The following is a 20,573-nucleotide window of genomic DNA, read 5'->3' as shown; positions in this document are numbered from 1 at the left end:
TCTATCTATTTAATTCTTTATATTCATAAACATCAATTAACAATAGACATTAAAATAGGGAGAATAAACACAAACCCACATAAAGAACCTACAAGAAAACTGATCGCATCCATTACTAGTCACCTGTTTAGTATCTATAATTTAATAATAGATCCGCTTGTCAACGCTCGCTGACTTAAGTGTGCTTTTGACACGTGGGTGCACTGGTCAGTTTCGCGGATAATAGATGAACGATAATAATCCCAGCAACAACACCTGTAATTCGAGTAACGACGGGAACTCTAGTACATGTGATCAAGTGTTGAGCCAACTGACAGAAGCAGTACTAAAACTCACTGAGATAGCTGATGACAAAGGGCTCACGCCATCAGATTTGGTCAACGAGGCATTTTTCCTCGGTTTTTCGCTCGTCGTCTTTTGTGGTCTTCTTGCCATACCTGTCATAACTATCATCAGAATATTGAGGGCTTGAAAATTGCTTTCTTTAATATACGGTCGCCCAGGCACAGGAAAGTCTTATGAAGCAGTAAAATATCACATACTTCCTAACCTTAAAAAAGGTACACTCGTCGTCACTAATATCCCAGTACATGTAGACAACCCCAACCTTGTATATATCGAAGATATTGCACTATCCGACGTTATTCCTATTGTTGATGAGGCAGAAAGGGAAGTCATTTTTGTTATTGATGAATTTCAATTTGCAGCGAGAGAAAATGATGAAGGATGGTTTCAGTTATTTGCACAGCATAGGAAGTTTCATACAGACTTCTTTATCATTACTCAATCACCGTTATCTATCCCAGAAAAGTTAAGAGACTTAGTTTCTTTCTCTCATAAAACCACGCATAACCCTCTATTTCTAAAAAACAAAACATATATAAAAAAGGTCTATGATGGGATTCCAAGTCGATTCCGAAGTGTAACTTTAAACTCAAGGCTAAGGCTGTATGATAAAAAAGTGTTTTCACTTTATGACTCATTCTATAAAAAAAATTACTTAGAAACAGGTAATGTCGTCTACGCAGACATTAACAGCAGTATGATGTTTTGGCCTTTCATCGCCATATTTCTTGTTGCTTCTGTTGTCTTGAATTTCTCAGTAGAGAAAGAGTTCAGTGTTGGTTCATACCTCAATCACTCGAAAGAGCCAGAAGGACAAGATGCTGAGGAAGCGCCAATATGGCTGCCTGAGCCCCCACAAGCTGGTGAAGACTTTTTAACAGAAGCCCCCCCTGATACGATCAGTAATACTCCCGCTGTTGTGATACCAAAAGATGCAATGCCTGTTTCTCACCCTTCCAAGCCTTCCAAAGACGGGGCCCTGATAAGATTACTATTTAGCTCACCCGTATCAATTGGTGGTTGGCACTTTGAAAACGAGAATCGGATTTCTTACATCGATATCATGGAATCAGGCAAAAATATTCGGCTAAAGTCTGACAACCCAATCTTTGAAAACGTAGAGCTTTATTTCTATGAGGAATGTGTTGCAAAGCTAGCGTACAATTCAAAAGACAGGATCATCTCGTGTCAAGAATAGTGCCAGTCAAAAACAAAAAACGGGCAACCCAAAAGTAACCCGTTCCATTTTGTCATCTATCAGCGGCATAGCCAGAAGACAGTTAATTACTTCTTCTTCTTCACTTTTCCCTGAACCGCTTTGAAGCGCGGATTGGATTTGCAAATCACATAGAGACGTCCACGACGTTTCACCACCTGACAATCTTTGCTTCGGTTCTTTGCACTTTTCAGTGAACTCAATACTTGCATCGTTTACTTCCCTGCCTTCAGGTTTTTGCCACCAAAGCGTTGATTGAATCGCGCCACGCGACCATCTTGCTTCGCCATTTTTTGTTTACCGGTATAGAAAGGATGCGAATGCGATGAAACATCCAGCGTCACATAGGGATAGGTTTTGCCATCCAACTCCACCGTACGTTTGGTTTGTACTGTCGAACCGACAAGAATGTATTCGTTTGCGCCTGTGTCGTGGAACGCCACAGTTCTGTATTCAGGATGGATACCTGGTTTCATGATAATGCCCTCCAACTCATGATTGCTACGTTATAACATAACATTTAAATTCATTGAGTCAAATACTAATCATTATCATTTGCATAATGAGTGGTGCGAATGTTTTCAGAGAGGTACGTGAAATCGAGGATACAAAAAAGGCCACGGTGAGTATCCGCGACCTTTTAAAATACCTCTGAAGATAGCCGAATTACGGCGTTTCAGACGCTTCTAGTTCGTTGCTTACTTCGATCTCAACGGCGTCTGAATCAGCCATCGTTTCCTCGATAGCAGCAGTATTTTCGCACGCATACGCATTGCCGAACATGGTTACCGAAGAAGAGAAGTTAAGCGGCTGATACAAATAGAGAACATTCGCACCTTTTTCTGCCGCTTTGATACGCATTTGGTTTAGGGTTCCCCAAACCATGTCTTTGTCTGCATGAAGCCAGTAATCATAGAAGTGGCCTTCCGAGCCGATCACCGTGCCTTTGTGTTTACATCCCTGAATAGCATTTACGTCGTCCCAGATGACTTTCACTTGTTCAGATTGTCGCGTTGGAAACGTTACACAACCTGAAAGCAGTGTCGCTGACGCCAGCGCCACACTCAGCATTACCTTTTTCATTCACAATGAGTCTCTCAAAGTTCAAGGGCGCGGAGTGTATCTCCCAGCGAGCCAAAAGCAAACAAAAAAAGCAGGCTTTACGGCCTGCTTTTCTAGCTAGCTATTGTTAGTCAGATACAAACGCCAGCTTCCATGGGATGAAATGTCTTTTGCGCCTTCAATAGCAGATGCCTGACAGATAAACCCAGTCACCCAGGTACCGTCATCCAACTCCACTTTGCCCAACCCCAAAGGGCTTGGAATGCCAGCGAGAAAATCACCCACGCGGGATGTCGGTACTTCCCAAAGCTCCATTTCAATGCTGACGCCAGCTTCGTTCACGCGAACCATGCCAGGGCGTTTTGGGCCTTCGCCTGCCAGCGCATAGAAACGGTAACTCGGTGCACTGCGGCGTTTATCGATAAAGCTCGCGTGGCGATCTTTCAGCTGATGGTTCAGTGGCAAACCTTCCATGTGAGCGCCACAAACGGCAATGACCATGGTTTCATCAATCGACTCACCCACCGAAACGGCTTTGTTGGCGGCATAAGCTTTAGCTAGGTCAAGCAGCTTGGATTCACTGCCTTGGTCAGAAAACAGCGTAATGCCAAATGGCATCTGCTCCGTTTCGTCATCCGCCGGAATCGCAATCGCAGCATAATCCAGAAGGTTCATGAAGTTGGTGTAATAACCAAAGTCCGTATTTTTCTGGATGGGGTCATCAAGCATTTCTTCGATGGTGTAAATCGTCCCAGACGTCGGAACGATGACTGCATCAACGGTTTTCAGCTTGGCATCACAGCGCTTTTTCAGCGTTTTCAATTGATACTGAGCATTGAACGCATCAACCGCCGAAAACTTGGCAGCGCTGCCAAGGATCGCCTGAATCGTCGGTTCACATTGCGTTTCATGCTCATCGAAAAAGCCTTCTATGGCGGCATAACGCTCTGCTACCCAAGGCCCCTGATAAAGCAAGGTCGCAGCATCCAGGAAATCCTGAATGTCCATCTCCACCAGCTCAGCACCATTTGCCGCTAACTTCTCTTTACTCAGCTCAAACCGACGCTGAAAGTCAGCATTACCAAAGAACTCCAGGTTCTCTGTCTTCGGTACACCAATCCTGACGGCATCAGAAAGATAAACGATGTCAGCATCAGACTCAGAAAAGTCACGGGCGTAAGCATCACCCGAATCATACTGCCCGGCGATAGGCAGCAGGTATTCAATGTCTTCAACGCTGTGTGCAAACAATGTCACGCAATCAAGCGTTCTACATGCCGGAACTACGCCACGGCAGCTGATCCGTCCAATGCTCGCTTTCATGCCTACCAAACGGTTAAAAGCAGCAGGTATTCTGCCTGAACCTGCAGTGTCTGTTCCCAAAGAGAACATGACCTGACCCAGAGCAACGGAGACTGCACTGCCGGAACTTGAACCACCGGAAACATAAGCTGGGTCGATGCTGTTTTTACAAGCCCCAAATGGACTGCGTGTGCCGTTTAACCCTGTCGCGAATTGGTCGAGGTTGGTTTTACCCAGTGGCACCGCGCCCGCCTCGATTAAGGCTTGCACCACAAACGCGGATTGACCTGGTGTGTAGGCAAACTCTTTGCAGGCTGCTGTCGTTTGCAATCCCGCCAGATCGATGTTGTCTTTAATGGCAAATGGCACACCATAAAGCGGCTTATTTTCCGGTTTGTGGTTTCTCAACGCCTTGAGGTAGCCATCCAATTGCGCTTCGCTGATCAGGCTAATCCAGCAATTATGCTGATCGTTTTGCGCTTTTTTCCACTTGGAATAGAGATAATCTGCCGGCGTGATGTCACCTGACTGATAAGCCGCCAACAGTTGTTGAATTGACGTAAATTCCATTTAGATTTGCTCCATGATTAACAGTGTTTGTCCGGCGCGAATTTGCTCCCCTTCGCTTCTAGACATTCGAACCACGCGCCCTGATTGTGACGCTGTCACTTCTATTTCCATTTTCATTGATTCAACGATAAGCAGTGGCTGCCCCACTTCGATGGTATCGCCGGGTTTAGCCAGCAGTTGCCACACATTACCTGCCAACTGAGCGGTCACTGGAAACTGGCCGGTTTCTAGCACGTCGAGGCTTGTCTCTGCGTTGTCCACGACTTCGGCAACAAAGTTCGCCTGTCCCGTCTCTTCCCAACGCTGACGCTCTGCGTCAAACGCAGCTTGCTGTTGAGTTTTAAACGCGCTAATAGACTCACTTTCTTTCGCCAGCATGGCCTCGTATTCAGCGAGACTAAAACGGGTTTCTTCAATGCGGACATCAAACTTGCCACGTGGAAAATCACGGCGAATTTGAGTGAGCTCTTCAGGCGAGACAGGATTGAAGCGAATCTGGTCGAAAAAGCGTAATAGCCAAGGCTGAGTAAATGCCTCGGTCTGGTTGTATCGGTTCCACATCTGGAGTGTGCGCCCCATTAACTGGTAACCGCCCGGCCCTTCCATGCCATATACACACATGTAAGCACCACCGATACCCACCGCATTTTCAGGCGTCCAGGTACGCGCTGGGTTATATTTCGTTGTCACCAGTCGGTGGCGAGGGTCCATCGGTGTCGCGACAGGTGCGCCAAGATAAACATCACCCAAGCCCATCACCAGATAACTCGCATCAAACACGATATCCTGCACCGATTCTCTGCTTTCCAGTCCGTTAATACGACGGATGAACTCAATATTGTCCGGGCTCCATGGCGCGTCTTTACGCACCACTTCATCGTACTTTTTCATTGCTAACTGGATGGAAGGGTCATCCCAGGAAAGCGGCAAGTGAACGACCCGGGAGGGCACTTCCAATGTGCTGATGTCGCCGAGGGTCGCCTCTGCTTTTTCGAGCAGAGAAAGCATTGCTTCACTGCTGATTTGCAGATTATCGAAGTGCACCTGAAGCGAGCGAATACCAGGGGTCAGCTCTTTAATGGCGGGGATCGCCATTTTTTCCAGCGCCAGCATCAATGCGTGAACACGAAAGCGCAGTTTCACGTCGAGCATTTGTGGGCCATATTCCACGAGCAGAAAATCTTCTCCACTTGGGCGATACACCACCTGCTCGCCATATTTATCCGCTGGGATTTCCTTCAATACCGGAGAAGTTCGGGTTGAAGCACTTGGCAATGCCAATTCCTTCGAAGACAACATACCAATGGCTGCTAACTGATGACGTTCCGCACGCTCGGCATGCTCCAAAGACACCGCCTGGAAACGGATTTTATCTCCCGCCTTCAATTGTCCAAGCTTCCAAAGGTCGGCTTTTATCACTGTGGCAGGACAAACAAAGCCGCCCAGACTTGGGCCATCTGGCCCGAGAATCACAGGCATATCACCGGTAAAATCCACTGTTCCGACGGCGTAAGCATTGTCGTGAATGTTAGAAGGATGGAGCCCGGCTTCACCACCGTCTGGTCTCGCCCACTCGGGTTTTGGCCCAATTAAACGCACACCCGTGCGGCTTGAGTTGAAGTGAACTTCCCATTCGGCATCAAAAAACGATTGGATATCGTCATTAGTAAAGAAATCCGGCGCACCGTGCGGGCCATAAATAACACGCAGCGTATGCGTCATGGAAAGGTCCGGAGCTGGCAATGCTTCGCCAACGCGTTTTTTATCCAATTGAGTGCTATTGAGGTGCAGTACATCTCCTGCCATCAATGCACGGCCGGCATGTCCGCCAAATTTGCCCAAAGTAAATGTCGAGCGGCTGCCAAGGTATTCAGGGCAATCAAATCCACCTTTGATTGATAGATACGCCCTCGCCCCTTTGTTTTGGACCACGCCAAGCGCGACGGTATCGCCTTTCGATATTGCCAGTACGGTAAACATCGGCGCTTCAACGCCATTAATCGTGACGGGCAATTCAGCACCCGTCACCACCAGTTGGGTGTCAGCGTTGAACTTGAGGGTGGGTCCGTTAGCAATGACCTCCAAACCTGAAGCGGTTTCATCGTTGCCCAATAACTGGTTACCTAAACGGAAACTCAGGTTATCCATGGGGCCAGACGGCGGGATACCAACATGCCAATAGCCACTGCGACCGGGGTAATCCTGAATGGTGGTTTGGGTACCGCTGTTTAATACATCGATAGAATGAGGCTGATAATCAAATGACGCCAGACTCGATGTCAGCACTTCTCCCTGCTTCACCCGAGGCTCGCGGGAAAGTTGTGCAAGGTAATCAAGGTTGGTTTCTATGCCATAAAGAGCGGTGTTTTCCAGCAAGCTGGTGATGCTATCCAGTGCTTGTTCTCTTGAGGGTTCATGCACCATGACTTTGGCAATCATCGGGTCGAAAAATGGGCTGACTTCCACGCCCGCTTCCACCCAAGTATCAATGCGTACCGTGCGCCCATTCTCGTCCTGACTCACGGCATTGCCCTGAACACCTTCTGGGAAATCTAACAGAGTGATTAAGCCGGTTGATGGCAGAAACTGTTTGTTTGGATCTTCTGCATAAAGACGGAATTGAATAGCATGTCCCACTGGTTTGGCTTCTAGAGCCTCTTGCCAATGATCAGCATGTTCGCCACAGCCGATTTCTACCATCAGACGAACAATGTCCACGCCAAAGATCAGCTCAGTCACACCATGCTCAACCTGAAGGCGCGTATTAACCTCAAGGAAGTAAAACTGTTGGGTAGATTGGTCGAGGATAAATTCAACCGTACCCGCATTTCGGTAGTTCACCGACGCGGCAAGACGAATAGCTGTTTGTTGTAACTCTTGGCGGGTCTCTTCATTCAGATTGGGAGCCGGTGTCTCTTCCATCACTTTCTGGTTACGACGCTGTGCAGAACAATCCCGCTCTCCCAACGCGATCACGTTACCTTCACCGTCACCAATCACCTGAACTTCGATATGGCGGGCTGAGGTAATGAACTTCTCCATGAATAAACCGCTATGGCTGAAGTTAGCTTCACCCAGACGTTTTACTGCCTCAAAGGCATCCTGAAGCTGTTCGGCATTTTCACAAAGGCGCATGCCGATGCCACCGCCACCAGCGGTGCTTTTGAGCATGACCGGATAACCCATTTTTTCTGCCTTGCTAAGCGCCTCTTCAACGCTTTCCAACAGGCCTGTTCCCGGCAACAGAGGAACATAGGCGCCTTCCGCCAATTCGCGGGCAGTGTGTTTCAAACCAAAGAGATTGATTTGCTCGCTGGTTGGGCCAAGAAAAGCGATATTTTCACGTTCACAGGCCGCCACAAATTCTGGGTTTTCACTTAAAAAGCCATAGCCGGGATGAATCGCTTCGGCACCCGTTTGTTTGGCGATGGCAAGAATTTTGTCAATATCGAGATAGGTTTCAGCGGCACTGCCCTCGCCTAAGCTGTATGCCTCTGAAGCGTTGAGAGTATGCAGGCTGCCTGCATCGTCTTCGTGGTAAACCGCCACACTTGCGATGCCCATGGCATCAAGCGTTCGAATTATTCTGCAAGCGATGGCGCCACGATTGGCGATAAGAATTTTTTTGAACATAGCATTGTCTTCATCTACCCGGGTCGTCCCGGACAAAGACCTGAGGTGCATTTCCTGCGTGAAGGGTCGTCCCTTACCTCTCCTTGGTAACCTTGTTGTCGCGCGTATTACTTAGTGCTCAGCGTTAAGCGGCATCCCACACTGCCACTTCAATCGGCGTTGGGTTATAGGCATTACAAGGGTTGTTGAGCTGTGGACAGTTAGAGATCAGCACGATCACGTCCATTTTGGCTTCCAGCTCCACATATTTACCCGGCGCGCTAATGCCATCCGCGAAGGTCAGTCCGCCTTCCGCTGTCACTGGCACATTCATAAAGAAGTTCACGTTGTGGCTGATATCTCTTTTGGTCAGGCCATACTCGGGGTTTTCTGTGACTGCCAGCAACCAGGAATCACGACAAGCGTGCATGCAGCGCTTTTCATGCGCGTACCGCACAGTATTGCTCTCGGTTGAACAAGCACCACCCAAGGTGTCATGGCGACCACAGGTATCCGCGACAATTTCCAGCATCGGGTTGTTCAGATTTGATAACAACATTGAGCCCGCTGTCAGGTAGGCATTGCCTTGCTCGCGAAGTGTATCCATCGCCGAATAACGTTCTTCGGTGTTGTTAGCGTTATAAAACAAGGTGTCCGCGGCTTGATTACCTTCAAGATCGGTAATGCGCATGCGCTCTCCCTGCTTCATGACTTTGAAGTAGTAATCTCCAGCATCCACAACCTCTTTCAATTTGGCTTCCTGGGTGCAAAGTTGGCTCTCAACAATCATGACTGGCTCCTTATCCCATCAGTTGCGGTTGATATTGGCGGGTGTTGACGAATCCACGGCGGTTTTCATCGCAGTGATTCAAACAAGCATCATCTTCTGTGATTGGTTCAGCACGCACCATTTCGACGTCCACGCCCGTTCTCGGATAAGTAGAAGATGGATTCATCGGATGTGGGCAGGTGCTCAACAGCACAATAGTGTCCATTTCAAATCGCAGCTCAATCACATCACCTGCACCGGTGTTTTCGCTATCAAATGCCAGCACACCGTCATCGGTCGTGGAGACTTTGCTGAAGAGGTTCATCGGTGCGGCGACATCACGTAATCCCAATCCAAACTTCGCCATTTCAACCAACATGGCATCGTGGCCGTTTTGCATCCAAAGGTTACGGTGATGCTGATAATCGCGCGCGCCCCATTTTTTGGTGACATGTTGGCTGTTGCTGAGGCCGCCAATGCTATCGATCCATCCCGCGTCATCACGGACAATGGAGCAGAAAATACGCCCCATGTCGGAATACACGCAGTTGCCTGCGGTGAGCTTAAACGTGTGCTGGCATTTCAGCGTGTCCGGCAGGTTGATGCGCTCTGACGTATTACGCGGGTTGTACATCAACAAACTTAGGTTTGCGCCGCTGTCTTTCGCGGTAAACCGTAAGCTGTAACCAGCAGGTACTTCCAGCGAGCCATGCTGCCCGCCTTGGTAACTGTGCTTAAACAAGCTATTCAGTGTCATTGCTATCTCCTTTGCTATCGAAGCTGGTTTCCGGTGGCTTATGCCACTTCCTTTTGTTCTTTCGCCTGTATTGAAGCGATGATCTCTTCCTGACCTAAGTCATTCAGCGGAATATCAAACGTCACCTGCGACCCATAACGGTCTGGTTCTTGTGGGTCGAATCTTGGCTTATCGAACACCCAAAGACGCGAACCCAGTTTGAAGCCTTCATGAAGGTCGTGGGTGATCATAAAGATGGTCAGGTTTTGCTCCTGCCAAATATCGTTGATCAGCACATGCATATCTTTCCGAATACCCGGATCTAGTGCCCCGAAAGGTTCGTCTAACAGCAGGATGCGTGGCTTTTTCATCAACGCTTGAGCAATCGCCAAACGCTGTTGCATCCCGCCTGACATTTCAGCGGGATACTTGTTGGCCGCGTGTGTGAGGCCAAGCCTTTCTAGCTGTGCCATGGCACGATCTTTCAACTCGCCCTTGCTGCTTCCCCACACTTTTCCGAGTACTTTCGCCAATTCGAATTCATCAGCCACCATGACGTTTTGCAACGCTGTCATATGTGGAAACACTGAGTATTTCTGGAACACAATGCCGCGTTCAGGGCCTGGTTCCGAACTCAGAGGCTTGCCATCCAAAAGCAGCTCACCGCGTGAAGGTGCCTGGGTGCCGAGCAACATATTGAGAAAGGTGGATTTACCACAACCCGAAGTACCAAGGATGCTGATGAAATCCCCCTGCATCACTTTCAGGTTCAGACGTTCCAGCACCACATGGTCGCCATATTCTTTCCAGACATTTTTGGCTTCGATAATGGGTGTATTTGAGTTGTCCATAATCATTTCCCTCCCTGAGTCGCGTGGAACCACGGGTAGCATTTAGCGGAGAGTTTTTGCAGCAGCCAATCCATCAGGAAGGCAAGAATGGTTATCCAGACGACGTAAGGCAGAATCACATCCATCGCCAGATAGCGGCGGATGAGGAAGATGCGATAGCCAAGACCTTCAGTGGAGGCAATCGCCTCTGCGGCAATCAGGAATAACCACGCACTGCCAAGCGTCAACCGCACTGCTTCGATAAGGCGAGGCATTACCTGAGGTAACACGACCCGAACCAGCAAGGTCCATGAATTCGCCCCCAGTGTTTGCGCCTTGATGATTTGTTCGCTCGGAAGGCTTTCTGTGCGAAGCTGCAAATCGCGGATCATCATTGGAGTAATACCAATAACAATCAGCACCACTTTTGACAGCTCTCCCAAGCCCAAAGCAATAAACAAAATCGGAAGGATCGCCATCGGAGGGATCAGAGACATTGCTCTGACCATAGGAGACAGTGGCGCCCGTGCATAGGGGATCATGCCGTTCGCCACACCCACCACCAGCGCCAACAGCGCACTGATACCCACACCGAGGCATAGACGTTCCAAGCTCGCCCAGGTGTCGACCCATAGTAGAAACTCTCCGGTTCGACGGCTGGGTTCAAACGCCATACGCTCAATACCATCGGCAATGCTGGCAAATGACGGGAGCAGTTTATCGTTAGGGTTTTCTGCTAAGCGGGCATCTGATGCCACCAAATAGGCGGCGATCAGAAGCACAAACGGCAGGCAAGCTAGAACCGAGCGACCAAATGGCGACGGCTTTAGGTTAATAATTCGCGTCATAAGCCCGCCTTACAGCTCGCCTTTCGCTGCCATATCCATAAAGGTTGGATTGAATCGAAGCAGAACGTGGCTGCTGTCGCCGAACACACCCGCAGGGGTTTCAATTCCGATAAAGCCCGCATCAGGCGCGCCTTCACCCAGTAAACCATGCTTAAATGAGAACTCAGCCACTTTACCCATGGTGTCTTTCAATGTTTCAGACTCAGTGAAGGTCACTGCATCTGCTGGCTGGTAGAACATTTTGGTTGAATCTAACTGAGCTTTGTAACCAGCCAAATCAGTACCAGAAGATGCCGCCATAAACTCCAGCGCTTTGGTGCCAACTTCGTCGTCCATCTGCATCTGGCTCATGATTTCATACCAAGCACCCGTCAGGGCTTTACCCAGTTCTGGGTTCTGCGCCAGGGTGTCGCTGTTTACCACCAGAAGGTCGATGATTTCACCGGGGATTTGAGAAGAGTCAAAGACTTTTGATGCGTTTGGCATAGATACAATCTCTGCCAGCAGCGGGTTCCACGTGGTTACGGAGGTCACGTCTTTTGTGGCAAACGCCGACACCAAGTCCGCATCAGCGGTGTTTACCACAGTCACGTCGCGCTCAGACATGCCTACACTTTCAAGCGCTCGCGCCAGCAAGTAATGCGAGACACTCAGTTCAACCAGGTTGACGCGTTGGCCTTTGATATCGGCCAGCTCAGCGGCATCTTTCAGCACGATGCCGTCGTTACCGTTTGAGAAGTCACCGACGATAAGTGCCGTTGAATCAACGCCGCTCGCGGCAGGAATGGTCAGTGCATCCATGTTGGTCATCACTGTCGCATCAAATGCACCCGCGGTGTATTGGTTGATCGACTCGATGTAGTCATTGACCTGAACAACTTCGATTTCTATACCGTACTTGTCAGCCCATTTCTTGATAATGCCTTCACTGTTACCGTAATCCCACGGCACCCAACCAACGTAGATTGACCAAGCCAAACGAAACGTTGGCTTATCTTCAGCGAGCGCTGGGCCTGAGATCAGAGTGAGACATAATGTGGCGGCAAGCGCCAGACGAGTGGAAATTTTGCGAAGAACGGAAGAATATAACTTCATAACTACCTCTACCTTGAGTTTTCACGAACCGACAGCACCAAAGAGATATCAAACGAATCTCCCGGGCTTTTATCCCTCCGTGTGACCTCTTAGCCAGCATCGCGCTGATTTAGGTGAGGTTGACAACTCTCGGACCAGGCATGCTTTTCCTTGTCAGCATCGGAACCCTAGTTGTCTATTTTCAAATTGTCAGAACGCTTTCGAACGATACATCTTTGGTGCGTTGCTGATGATGTTAGAAGCAATGGGCTTGCCAATTTTTTATATCGTTGTATTTAATGACATTTACTTTTTTTTCCAATTTACCACCTGAAGAAGCCGAACAGATTGGGTGCAGAATTGCACTATTTTGATCCACGCAAGGGTCTGTCGACCATCGGGAAATAGCAGGATAAGCAAACCACATATACCTAAATAACCTGAGGATGCTGGATTCAGCGAGTTTGACTGGCGTTGTGATCGCGGCGTTCCTTTGCAGGTGTAGTCACCTCCATCAAAAAGGAACAACAAAGAGCACAGCGTCAGTCAACTAGCCCGAAGGGAGGCCCTCAATGTGAGCATCTCCAGGTTGTTTGGGTTTATAAATGAACTCGGACGAAACTAGCGGTAGGTGAAAATCTGAGGTTTTAGGATGCCGATAAAAAAATGTTTCCCTGTCCAATCAACGGAGGATCGATAGGACAGAGAAACCAACAACGACAGCAAGGAGTAAACGTAACGCTTGCAGAAGTTCTGCATTCGCACGCCATACTTTTAATAGCAACCATCTTGCCAACTTTTTAACTGACTGATTTATATATAATTACTATTGAAATGGGTTTGTATGGTGAAGAGGTATGATCATCGTCGGTGCAGAAGATGCACCGACTTTGCACTTTGATTTTGGAGGGATTTTCGTAGTTTCGTCGTGTTATTTCACGCGCATGATGCAGTGTTCGATATCACCCACTTTGACACTGATCGATTGAGACAACTTGAGGTATTCCAGCTCTTCGAGGACATCATCGGGATAGCCTTGGTCAACCATCCAGTCCATAGGTTCACGGAAAGAATCTTCGGAAACAATCAAAGAGTCATTCAACAATTGATTCTCGCGAATACTCACGATCCACACTCGCCCGCGATACTCAAAAAAGTCATTGAGTGTATCGGCGAGAGAGTCATTCACTTTACCCCAAAATGTACCCATCGTATTTGGCTATCCTTCAACTAAACGACTGAAGATTTGTATGTTTAAAACGCTGAGATTAAAGAATATACCGTACGGAATTAGATTCAAACGCTCATTCTCTAGGCGTGGGACATGGCACATAGTTAGGGAGAATCTGCGAAGTTTATCGACATTTTAAAGTAAGGAATGTCGCCTTTATAAAAGCGCTCTCCGGATGGTTTCATCCCAAATTTTCGGTATATCCCCATGGCAGCTTCACGTGCATCACACCAAAACATTGAAACATCACGTGCCTTCATTTCTTTAAACGCTGCTCTCAATACCGAAGACCCAATACCTTGACCTTGGTAGTCAGGTAATGCTGCAAATTTTCGCAAGCGCACCACTTCACCATCAAAGAACAACGAGGCCACGCAAATCAGCTCCTCATTGACGTATGCCCCCAGATGAAGGGCTTCATCGTCCCCTTTCGCTTTACAAAACTCAGGGGGGTTGTCTGGCCACAGCACTCTGTGACGAATGTCGATGGTTTCCTGCCAACTGATGTGTCGAATTTCCATTTCGGTTTCCCAAATCAAGATTTACCAACACCTTACCACGGCAAAGCAGATCATGCGGGTGGAAAGCTATCGTCCTATCTGGTCACCAATCGGCGCGGCATTATTCTGCTGACTACCCAACCCAATATTGACTGCATCATGGCCACCAAATGACTGAAAGGGTCGCAAACCAAACATCGGCATGATGGCGTATATATGGTCGAAGATGTCTGCCTGCACCCCTTCATAAAACACCCAGTCCGTGTTGTTCACAAAAGCATAAACCTGAAGCGGCAAACCTTCCGCGGTGGGTTCCAATTGGCGCACCATACACGTCATGTAATTATGAACATCCTTGTGTGCGCGAAGGTAAACAGCAAGATACGCGCGAAATACTCCAACGTTAGTCATTTGACGCAGGTTCGCGGCGTGATGGACATCTTCAAAGCTCTCGTTGAACTCTTTGATCTCTTTGACCCGCTCAAACAAAAATTCGCGTAGGATGCGTATTTCTTTCAACGATTCGATCTCACCCTCGGAGAGAAAACGAATAGAAGTTAAGTCGATATGTACAGAGCGTTTAATACGACGGCCACCCGAATCGGACATCCCCTGCCAGTTGATAAATGCGCTCTGTACCAACGCGTAGGCCGGCAGCATGCTGATGGTGTTATCAAAGTTGCGCACTTTCACCGTTGTCAGAGAGATCTCCTCTACCGTGCCGCTTGCTCCGTATTCATCCATTTGGATCCAGTCGTTCAGGCTGACCATACGGTTAGCGGAAAGCTGAATGCCCGCCACAAAACCCAAGATGGTGTCTTTGAACACCAACATGACAAGGCCTGTCGCCACGCCTAATCCACTGAGGAAAATGATGGGTGATTCGTTCGACAAAATAGAAATACAGATCACGATGCCGACAAAGAAAGTGAATAGCTTGATGAGCTGAACAAAGCTTTTGATTGGCATCCGGCGGCTGATGCCTTTTAGGTAGGCAATATCATGAAGGGCATCAAGAAGCGCAAACATCATCCAGATAAACATCACGATAACAGCGATGCCAAGGCATCGGTCTGACATGGTCGCAAGCAAAGGATGATGGGTCAGAATGGGTGGAACCAAGACATCAAGAATCATCACTGGCACAAGCGCAGCGAGTTTTTCTAATACTTCATGTTTGGTTAGGCTGTTAGCCCAAGATTGCTTGTTTTTGCTGATGGCGAGATTCACGTAGCGAACGATAACGCGATGAACAAGCAGGTAGCTGATGCCCGCAATACCAATGGCAGCCAAGATAAATACCAAGGTAGGTTCGGCGCCGTAAGGGTCCGTATCGAACCCCATTTGTGTCAACTTGTCAGTAACGTACTTGCGAACACCATGATCTAACATCTACCGAACTCCCTTCTCTGACTGATTGAGCGTATCAGTCAGGTTTCCTGTCCGGTGAGGCAATTTTGATACAGGGCTCAGTAAAGTCCGCAGTCCTTCAAAGGCACTTCCAGCGCATTTGTTTCGCCTTTGGCTGGCGCACCAACCATTTCGTCGTAGGCGCTTTCCTGACGGAGAACTGTTTCTTTCGCTTTTAGGTTTTTACAACACTTTTGAATTTCGATCAGCGAATGGGTTCGGAGGAAGTTACCGTCGTCATAACACACAAAGTGCTCTTCCCCATCAATAACGACAGAGGCCTGATAGAGGCAGAGATCAAGAGAATGGATAATAAGCTTGTCGATGACGAAGTATTTTTCGAGTTTGGTGAGTGGTGTTTTCATGGTGGCCTCCTCTGAACAACAAAAAGTTACGGGAGACCTTGCTTTATGGTTCAAAAAAGCCGCTTCGAAAAGCGGCTTTTTAGTCATGTTGATGAGATTACATTGCGTTGCGGAAAATCTCGCAAATCTCTTCGTGCGTAGCTTGTTTCGGGTTAGTGAAACCACAAGCATCTTTCAGGGCATTATCCGCCAATACTGGGATGTCATCTGCTTTCGCACCCAGTACTTCCAAACCTACTGGAATACCCACATCTTTTGACAGTTCTTGAATGGCGTTAAGTGCTGCTTCTGCACCTTCTTCTGGTGACAAAGCATCTGCATTTACACCCATCGCTTTTGCTACATCACGCAGACGGCTTGAACAAACCTGCGCATTGTAGCGCTGCACATGCGGCAGCAGAATGGCGTTACATACACCGTGAGGAAGGTCGTAGAAACCACCTAACTGGTGTGCCATGGCATGTACATAACCGAGAGATGCGTTGTTAAACGCCATCCCCGCCATAAACTGCGCGTAAGCCATTTGCTCGCGCGCAACCAGGTTCTGGCCATCAGTCACGGCGGTGCGCAGGTTCGCCTGAATAAGCTCAATCGCTTTAATCGCAACCGCATCAGTAATTGGAGATGCTGCAGTTGAAACATACGCCTCTACCGCATGAGTTAGCGCATCCATACCGGTTGCTGCTGTCAGTGACGCAGGTTTTGCAAGCATCAGTTCAGGGTCATTCACTGAAATCAGCGGCGTGGTGTTCTTATCAACAATCGCCATCTTAATGTGGCGCGCTTCATCGGTAATGATGCAGAAACGGGTCATTTCAGACGCGGTACCCGCAGTAGTGTTGATAGCAATCAGTGGCAACTGGGCTTTCGCAGATTGATCGACACCTTCGTAATCACTAATGTTGCCGCCGTTGGTTGCCACCAGCGCAATACCTTTCGCACAGTCATGTGGAGAGCCGCCACCAAGAGAAATCACAAAGTCACAGCCGTTTTCTTTCAAAATAGCCAGACCCGCTTCAACGTTACCAATGGTCGGGTTTGGCTGTGTACCATCAAACACCGCAGTTTGCACATCGCGCTCAGCCAGAAGAGCCGCAACTTTTTCTACAACGCCGATTTCGTTCAGTACCTTGTCGGTCACAATCAGACCATTTTTGAAGCCGTGAGACTTAATGGCATCAGCAGCATCTACAAGGCAACCTGCGCTCATCAGGTTAACGGTAGGGATAAAAAATGCGCTCGTCATTGCGATTCTCCTGGAGTTGTTATTTGAATATGTAGGGTGCACGAAGATAGGCTTGTCCTACCTCTTTCGTACCTGAATTTTGTAACACCCCGCCAGTGTGCAAGACTTTGATCTGGCTCAATTACGCGCCCAACTATTGATACACGTGACCAATAACTTGAGATGGGTCTTATGTTTCCCATCACAAATATCATGATTTTTATATGGTTTTTTTGCCGAATTATTCCGAGTGGTAACAAATTAGGAATGGCGAACAAGGCTGGATTTTTAGATAGGGAAAAAGCGAACGGCGACCTGAATAAGTCGCCGCTTCTAAAACGCAGGGAGGCGCATTGGACTAGATAAATTCATCAACGCCTGTTGAACCACGACGATCAGCGCTCACACGGCGATCATACCCGTGATATTTGCCTCGCTTTTTACGTCGGTCTCCACGATCGCGTCGATCCATGACATAGACGCCATTTATCAGTTTAGTCTCTGCCACGATGGTTGCGTCTTCGATATCTTCATATGGCTGAATTTTCATGATTGGTAGCTCTGCAGTGTGTTGATACACAGCGAAAATACGCTATCTCATTATTTCTTTTACAAAGAGACCGTCGAAAATTCAACCTGACTTCAGTCAGAGTATTTCTCCGTCTCAGCCGCGTATCGCATTCTCAAATTTTATACAGTGCTGCATTACAACCCATTCATGTTGAAACGTTTTCTTATAAACCACTGACTGAAAAAGTAACGACACGAACAAGCAATCATCAGTCGAGTTCTCGATGACAGAGCCCTTACAATTCCCCCAGAAATCCTCGGACATACGCAGTAATACATTCCGCGCCGTCAAATACCCACACTTATTTAGAGCTCACTTAATGAAACGTTACGCGATTTTTCCTCTTCTATCTTTGGCTATAACAGCGTGCGGCGGCAGCGGTGAAGAAAGCGGCGAGACGTCCGCTCCCCCAACACCAAGCGCTGTAGAAGGCAAAATCCAGAACGTGAATGGCTCAACCATTACCGTCAACAATCGTCCGTATCAGGTAGCGCAACTGGAATATGCTGGTCATAACCTAAGCAATGAAGCGCTTGAGGCCGATATGATGGTGTCGTTGAACACCTCTTCACGTGCAACCAGCGCGAATGTTCAGCTCGACCCTACTTTCACTGGCAAGATCACTGATATCAATGGAAAGAGCTAAACAGTAAATGGTGTAGGGCTTCAGTTTGATCGTCTGTCGAATAAAATTTCAGAGGGCGATTGGGTGATGGTTTCCACATTGCCAACCGCCAACGCAGGTTACAAAGTACTGAGCGTTATTCAGTTTGAGTATGATGCTGATGGCATGGTCGAAGCCGAGGGCCGCATTTCAAACATCAACGTCAACAATAATACGTTTAAGATTGGCAACTCACTAACTGTGTTATTCGACTCAAAGCTCATACAAAACCGGCAATCTTCGAAATGTAGCGTGGGTCGAAGTGTTCGGCACATACAACGAGTTCAAAGGTGAGCTAACTGCAGAAACGCTAAAACTCAAGAGCTTTAACGGTGTACTTGGCCGAGGTGAAACTGAAGGAGTAATTACCTGGGTAGCGAATGATCAAAGCCGCTTCGAACTTAACTATCGAGGTATTTTCGATATCGACCTTTCTACCAAGTTTGATGATGGCTCAAAGGCAGATCTGCGTCTTGGTGCAGAAGTTGAGGTGGAATACGTCAACTAAGCCAAACGCACCATCGCCAAAGAAATCGAGTTTGAAGATGACTTCGATTTTGATGTCGACTGGGACAAGTTTGAATTCGAACGCAAAGGTACCATTGAAAATACCAAGGACGTGGAGCAGTCATTCGAAGTTCTTGAGCAGAAGATATTTACTGATGCAAACACAGAGTTTGATGACGGCTTAGACTTCGATTTCCTGGAAGGCGAATATGTAGAAGTTGAAGGCGTGATTATCAACGGTGACTATGTTGCTCGCGAGATTGAACGAGAGGATAACGATTAATCATGCATCTGCTTTAGAAAGGGTGGCATTTGCCAACCCTTTTTTGTCACTCTCGCTCTCAACCGATAGTTTGGGTATGGCGTTATGATCCTTTTGCTTCTCCATACAGCCCTGTCAAAATTAGTTTAAAACAAAAGTCATCAAGCTCATTCTCATACAAAACCCCAGTGCTTTTTCCTCTAGCATGGAACTGCATAAAGAAGACGTCATCACTCATTCGTCCGCACTTTAAAGGTTTGTCACTATCTGTGTAGTGATCCACGAGAACAAATTTCGAGTTTTCATTTCGTTCTCTTAAGTATTCAACCAAACTGGATACTGACTGCAGCCTCTCGCCTTCCGGCATAGCGAATTGCTTGTTGAACCCATTTGCCCAATTTAGTCTTTTACCTGGTTCATTAATCAAGGTTATCAAATAACAAGCGCTATGCTGTGATTGAACCAATCCAGTCAATCTATCGCAGCATCTTTGAAGATAACTATAGTCATTATCACTTGCTAAGGGGTTTCGATGATTAAATAAATCATCATGATAATAAGAGTGTCCAGCCGAAGTACCCCCACGCTTTGGGACTATAAGGCCTTTATCTAAATATTTCTCGAAGTTGTCATTCAAACAATCGAGAATAATTTCTGGAGAGCTGAACACCCAGTCAAACGGATAAGACGCTTTTTTGAGTCCTAGCTGCTTTAGGTACCAAGCGGAACTGCAATTTTCTCCCAGTGAAACAAACTTTGTGTTTTTGGCGCTATCACCCATAAACTCAGCGAGCTGAGTTTTCACTTTATCTGCCTCTTGGATGCATTTGTAGACATCCTCACTGGTTCTCAATGCAGTGAAATCTGTATGACTATCACCGCCAATAAATACCTTCGATAATTTCTTTTTGATTTTGTCGAGCATCAACATACCTTTGATACCACAATCCTTTTATAAGCACTGAGTCTAAGCCCAGTTTCTAATGTCGTTATTCTGACCCTACTGATAGGTTAGCTTTTTTCACAAATGTTGTCGTTTCAAGTCACGGTTTAGAGGTAATGATACTCCAGCAATTAAAATGCGCAGAAAATATAAACAAGTAGGAAGGATTGCTCATCAAAAGAAAACCTGTAATCTTGACTTTGCTCACATACAAAATTCCAACAAGTCCCTTGCAGACTCAAAGTGCCAAAGAAAATAGACACCCCTATCAGGAGAGCATACATAAAACTAATTACTGCATATTATGAACTCATGTGCACTTAATAAATTCCTTAAATTATCCTTGTTTTTCAGATACCAATTATTGGAGGTAAATTATGTTAAATATAGACGACCCAGATTATCCCAATATCTTCTCACAAGGTGATTAGGTTAAATAAGGAAATGGTAAAGCTGATCATTAAAGATCTTTGCCAGCTTCAACGCACGACCTTTCCATAGTCAAGGACCGCGGTCATTTTGATGATTTGC

The 20,573-nt window shown here is 47.3% G+C and carries 21 protein-coding genes and 1 riboswitch; of the genes, 4 read left to right on the top strand and 17 right to left on the bottom strand.

The window, feature by feature from the left end:
• Window positions 1–475 precede the first annotated feature (475 nt).
• Window positions 476–1,543: a zonular occludens toxin domain-containing protein gene (locus K6Q96_RS19890; protein WP_251882182.1), complete on the top strand. Its 1,068-nt coding sequence runs from the start codon at window positions 476–478 to the stop codon at window positions 1,541–1,543.
• A gap of 86 nt (window positions 1,544–1,629) precedes the next feature.
• Here the strand turns inward: K6Q96_RS19890 and ykgO are convergent, their stop codons facing one another.
• From ykgO to K6Q96_RS19810, 16 genes are all read right to left on the bottom strand, one after another.
• Window positions 1,630–1,773, bottom strand: coding sequence for a type B 50S ribosomal protein L36 (ykgO, locus tag K6Q96_RS19885; RefSeq protein WP_002542461.1), 144 nt, complete (start codon window positions 1,771–1,773; stop codon window positions 1,630–1,632).
• 3 nt (window positions 1,774–1,776) lie between these two features.
• On the bottom strand, window positions 1,777–2,037 hold the full coding sequence (locus K6Q96_RS19880; protein WP_002542462.1) for a type B 50S ribosomal protein L31: 261 nt from the start codon (window positions 2,035–2,037) through the stop codon (window positions 1,777–1,779).
• A gap of 190 nt (window positions 2,038–2,227) precedes the next feature.
• Window positions 2,228–2,644: a DUF4156 domain-containing protein gene (locus K6Q96_RS19875; protein WP_251882181.1), complete on the bottom strand. Its 417-nt coding sequence runs from the start codon at window positions 2,642–2,644 to the stop codon at window positions 2,228–2,230.
• Between the two features lie 96 nt (window positions 2,645–2,740).
• A complete protein-coding gene (gene atzF / locus K6Q96_RS19870) occupies window positions 2,741–4,495 on the bottom strand; it encodes an allophanate hydrolase (RefSeq protein ID WP_251882180.1) in 1,755 nt (584 codons plus the stop codon).
• Window positions 4,496–8,128 (bottom strand): urea carboxylase, encoded by a 3,633-nt coding sequence (uca, locus tag K6Q96_RS19865; protein ID WP_251882179.1) that lies wholly within the window; start codon window positions 8,126–8,128, stop codon window positions 4,496–4,498.
• A gap of 124 nt (window positions 8,129–8,252) precedes the next feature.
• A complete protein-coding gene (locus K6Q96_RS19860) occupies window positions 8,253–8,897 on the bottom strand; it encodes an urea amidolyase associated protein UAAP2 (protein WP_002542466.1) in 645 nt (214 codons plus the stop codon).
• Window positions 8,898–8,907: 10 nt separating this feature from the next.
• Window positions 8,908–9,633, bottom strand: a complete 726-nt coding sequence (locus K6Q96_RS19855; RefSeq protein WP_251882178.1) for an urea amidolyase associated protein UAAP1 — start codon at window positions 9,631–9,633, stop codon at window positions 8,908–8,910.
• Between the two features lie 38 nt (window positions 9,634–9,671).
• On the bottom strand, window positions 9,672–10,463 hold the full coding sequence (locus K6Q96_RS19850; RefSeq protein ID WP_251882177.1) for an ABC transporter ATP-binding protein: 792 nt from the start codon (window positions 10,461–10,463) through the stop codon (window positions 9,672–9,674).
• Window positions 10,464–10,465: 2 nt separating this feature from the next.
• Complete coding sequence (locus K6Q96_RS19845; RefSeq protein ID WP_251882176.1) at window positions 10,466–11,290, bottom strand: ABC transporter permease; 825 nt, start codon at window positions 11,288–11,290, stop codon at window positions 10,466–10,468.
• Between the two features lie 9 nt (window positions 11,291–11,299).
• Window positions 11,300–12,385 carry a putative urea ABC transporter substrate-binding protein gene (locus K6Q96_RS19840; protein WP_251882175.1) on the bottom strand — a complete coding sequence of 362 codons (1,086 nt, stop codon included), beginning with the start codon at window positions 12,383–12,385 and terminating at the stop codon, window positions 11,300–11,302.
• Window positions 12,386–12,441: 56 nt separating this feature from the next.
• A riboswitch (guanidine-I (ykkC/yxkD leader) is annotated at window positions 12,442–12,567 on the bottom strand.
• A gap of 728 nt (window positions 12,568–13,295) precedes the next feature.
• Entirely contained in the window at window positions 13,296–13,574 is a 279-nt protein-coding gene (locus K6Q96_RS19835; protein ID WP_002542472.1) for a hypothetical protein, read from the bottom strand.
• Between the two features lie 125 nt (window positions 13,575–13,699).
• Complete coding sequence (locus K6Q96_RS19830) at window positions 13,700–14,116, bottom strand: GNAT family N-acetyltransferase (RefSeq protein ID WP_251882174.1); 417 nt, start codon at window positions 14,114–14,116, stop codon at window positions 13,700–13,702.
• Between the two features lie 66 nt (window positions 14,117–14,182).
• A complete protein-coding gene (locus K6Q96_RS19825; protein WP_251882173.1) occupies window positions 14,183–15,487 on the bottom strand; it encodes a mechanosensitive ion channel family protein in 1,305 nt (434 codons plus the stop codon).
• Between the two features lie 77 nt (window positions 15,488–15,564).
• Window positions 15,565–15,870, bottom strand: a complete 306-nt coding sequence (locus K6Q96_RS19820; protein ID WP_251882172.1) for a DUF6482 family protein — start codon at window positions 15,868–15,870, stop codon at window positions 15,565–15,567.
• A 97-nt stretch (window positions 15,871–15,967) separates the two neighbouring features.
• On the bottom strand, window positions 15,968–17,116 hold the full coding sequence (gene yiaY / locus K6Q96_RS19815; protein WP_251882171.1) for an L-threonine dehydrogenase: 1,149 nt from the start codon (window positions 17,114–17,116) through the stop codon (window positions 15,968–15,970).
• Between the two features lie 337 nt (window positions 17,117–17,453).
• Window positions 17,454–17,645 carry a hypothetical protein gene (locus tag K6Q96_RS19810; protein ID WP_251882170.1) on the bottom strand — a complete coding sequence of 64 codons (192 nt, stop codon included), beginning with the start codon at window positions 17,643–17,645 and terminating at the stop codon, window positions 17,454–17,456.
• A gap of 340 nt (window positions 17,646–17,985) precedes the next feature.
• Between K6Q96_RS19810 and K6Q96_RS19805 the strand changes: the two genes are divergently transcribed.
• From K6Q96_RS19805 to K6Q96_RS19795, 3 genes are all read left to right on the top strand, one after another.
• The gene (locus K6Q96_RS19805; RefSeq protein ID WP_251882169.1) at window positions 17,986–18,312 is read left to right on the top strand and encodes a hypothetical protein; all 327 of its coding nucleotides are present in this window, start codon (window positions 17,986–17,988) and stop codon (window positions 18,310–18,312) included.
• A gap of 280 nt (window positions 18,313–18,592) precedes the next feature.
• On the top strand, window positions 18,593–18,838 hold the full coding sequence (locus K6Q96_RS19800; RefSeq protein ID WP_251882168.1) for a DUF5666 domain-containing protein: 246 nt from the start codon (window positions 18,593–18,595) through the stop codon (window positions 18,836–18,838).
• A 111-nt stretch (window positions 18,839–18,949) separates the two neighbouring features.
• A complete protein-coding gene (locus K6Q96_RS19795) occupies window positions 18,950–19,120 on the top strand; it encodes a DUF5666 domain-containing protein (protein WP_251882167.1) in 171 nt (56 codons plus the stop codon).
• Window positions 19,121–19,202: 82 nt separating this feature from the next.
• Here the strand turns inward: K6Q96_RS19795 and K6Q96_RS19790 are convergent, their stop codons facing one another.
• Window positions 19,203–20,024, bottom strand: coding sequence for a DUF1796 family putative cysteine peptidase (locus K6Q96_RS19790; protein WP_251882166.1), 822 nt, complete (start codon window positions 20,022–20,024; stop codon window positions 19,203–19,205).
• Window positions 20,025–20,573 lie beyond the last annotated feature (549 nt).

Source organism: Grimontia kaedaensis (assembly GCF_023746615.1).
Lineage (GTDB): Bacteria > Pseudomonadota > Gammaproteobacteria > Enterobacterales > Vibrionaceae > Enterovibrio > Enterovibrio kaedaensis.
This window is presented reverse-complemented; position numbering and strand designations above follow the sequence as displayed.

Bases quoted from the DNA above. Each gene is read 5' to 3' on its own strand.
- ykgO (WP_002542461.1), bottom strand. From the start codon at position 1,773: ATGCAAGTATTGAGTTCACTGAAAAGTGCAAAGAACCGAAGCAAAGAT.
- K6Q96_RS19880 (WP_002542462.1), bottom strand. From the start codon at position 2,037: ATGAAACCAGGTATCCATCCTGAATACAGAACTGTGGCGTTCCACGAC.
- K6Q96_RS19875 (WP_251882181.1), bottom strand. From the start codon at position 2,644: ATGAAAAAGGTAATGCTGAGTGTGGCGCTGGCGTCAGCGACACTGCTT.
- atzF (WP_251882180.1), bottom strand. From the start codon at position 4,495: ATGGAATTTACGTCAATTCAACAACTGTTGGCGGCTTATCAGTCAGGT.
- uca (WP_251882179.1), bottom strand. From the start codon at position 8,128: ATGTTCAAAAAAATTCTTATCGCCAATCGTGGCGCCATCGCTTGCAGA.
- K6Q96_RS19860 (WP_002542466.1), bottom strand. From the start codon at position 8,897: ATGATTGTTGAGAGCCAACTTTGCACCCAGGAAGCCAAATTGAAAGAG.
- K6Q96_RS19855 (WP_251882178.1), bottom strand. From the start codon at position 9,633: ATGACACTGAATAGCTTGTTTAAGCACAGTTACCAAGGCGGGCAGCAT.
- K6Q96_RS19850 (WP_251882177.1), bottom strand. From the start codon at position 10,463: ATGGACAACTCAAATACACCCATTATCGAAGCCAAAAATGTCTGGAAA.
- K6Q96_RS19845 (WP_251882176.1), bottom strand. From the start codon at position 11,290: ATGACGCGAATTATTAACCTAAAGCCGTCGCCATTTGGTCGCTCGGTT.
- K6Q96_RS19840 (WP_251882175.1), bottom strand. From the start codon at position 12,385: ATGAAGTTATATTCTTCCGTTCTTCGCAAAATTTCCACTCGTCTGGCG.
- K6Q96_RS19835 (WP_002542472.1), bottom strand. From the start codon at position 13,574: ATGGGTACATTTTGGGGTAAAGTGAATGACTCTCTCGCCGATACACTC.
- K6Q96_RS19830 (WP_251882174.1), bottom strand. From the start codon at position 14,116: ATGGAAATTCGACACATCAGTTGGCAGGAAACCATCGACATTCGTCAC.
- K6Q96_RS19825 (WP_251882173.1), bottom strand. From the start codon at position 15,487: ATGTTAGATCATGGTGTTCGCAAGTACGTTACTGACAAGTTGACACAA.
- K6Q96_RS19820 (WP_251882172.1), bottom strand. From the start codon at position 15,870: ATGAAAACACCACTCACCAAACTCGAAAAATACTTCGTCATCGACAAG.
- yiaY (WP_251882171.1), bottom strand. From the start codon at position 17,116: ATGACGAGCGCATTTTTTATCCCTACCGTTAACCTGATGAGCGCAGGT.
- K6Q96_RS19810 (WP_251882170.1), bottom strand. From the start codon at position 17,645: ATGAAAATTCAGCCATATGAAGATATCGAAGACGCAACCATCGTGGCA.
- K6Q96_RS19805 (WP_251882169.1), top strand. From the start codon at position 17,986: ATGAAACGTTACGCGATTTTTCCTCTTCTATCTTTGGCTATAACAGCG.
- K6Q96_RS19790 (WP_251882166.1), bottom strand. From the start codon at position 20,024: ATGCTCGACAAAATCAAAAAGAAATTATCGAAGGTATTTATTGGCGGT.